Source organism: Bacillus sp. 05T31 (assembly GCF_056396725.1).
In genome coordinates, this window is record NZ_JBFTMA010001063.1 from 1 (window position 1) to 1,002 (window position 1,002).

Here is a 1,002-nt window from a genome sequence, read left to right on the forward strand (position 1 = left end):
GGATAGCTATTGCTATCCTTTTTTATTTCCATCCAATAGGCTCTTCTGTAATTTTATAATAAAAAGGACAAGTAGCCAATATGACTACTTGTCCTTTCTTTTATCCATACTCAATAATATTAAGCTTGGAATGTTTCTGTTAATACAGGAACGATTTGTTTTTTACGAGATACAACACCTTTTAAAGTAGCTGTGTTGTTTTGTAATGTTACGTTGTAAGCTTTCTCAACAACGTTTGTTGCTTTACCAATCGCAAGACCAACAGAATCGTTAGTTAAGATATCAGTTACAACGAATAAGAATAGGTCCAAACCTTTTTCTTCTACTACTGTAGTGATAACTTTTTCAAGTTCTACTTGGTGTACAAGAACGTCGTTTGTATCAACAGCGTTTACTTGTGCGATTTCAACTTTCGCGTTACCCATTTGGAATTCTTTAGCGTCAAGAGAGATTAATTGCTCCATTGTTTTTCCGCTTAAATCAGCACCAGCTTTTAACATTTCTAAGCCGTAGCTATCTGCATCTACACCAGCGATTTCCGCTAATTCACGAGCTGCTGCTACGTCTTGTTCTGTGCAAGTTGGAGATTTGAATAGTAAAGAATCTGAAATGATTGCAGATAACATTAAACCAGCAACTTCTTTACGAATTGTAACGCCATTTTCTTTGTACATTTTGTTTAAGATTGTAGCTGTACATCCAACTGGCTCACAACGGTAGTAAATAGGATCGCTTGTTTCAAAGTTAGCAATACGGTGATGGTCAATAACTTCTAACACACGAACAGATTCGATATCGTTAGCACTTTGTTGACGCTCGTTATGGTCAACTAAAATAACGTTGTCCACTTCGTTTGCTACTGTCTCAACAAAACGCGGTCCTTCTACTTTAAAAGAGTCTAACGCAAATTGAGTTTCACCACTGATTTCGCCTAAACGTACAGGCTCAGCATTCATTCCTAATTCTTTTTTCAATTCTGCATAAGCAATCGCAGAACAAATT

At 36.5% G+C, this 1,002-nt stretch carries 1 protein-coding gene; it reads right to left on the reverse strand.

The window, feature by feature from the left end:
* Positions 1-119 precede the first annotated feature (119 nt).
* On the reverse strand, positions 120-1,001 hold the full coding sequence (gene ppaC, locus AC1DJR_RS31365; protein WP_477004399.1) for a manganese-dependent inorganic pyrophosphatase: 882 nt from the start codon (positions 999-1,001) through the stop codon (positions 120-122).
* Between the last annotated feature and the right edge of the window lies 1 nt (position 1,002).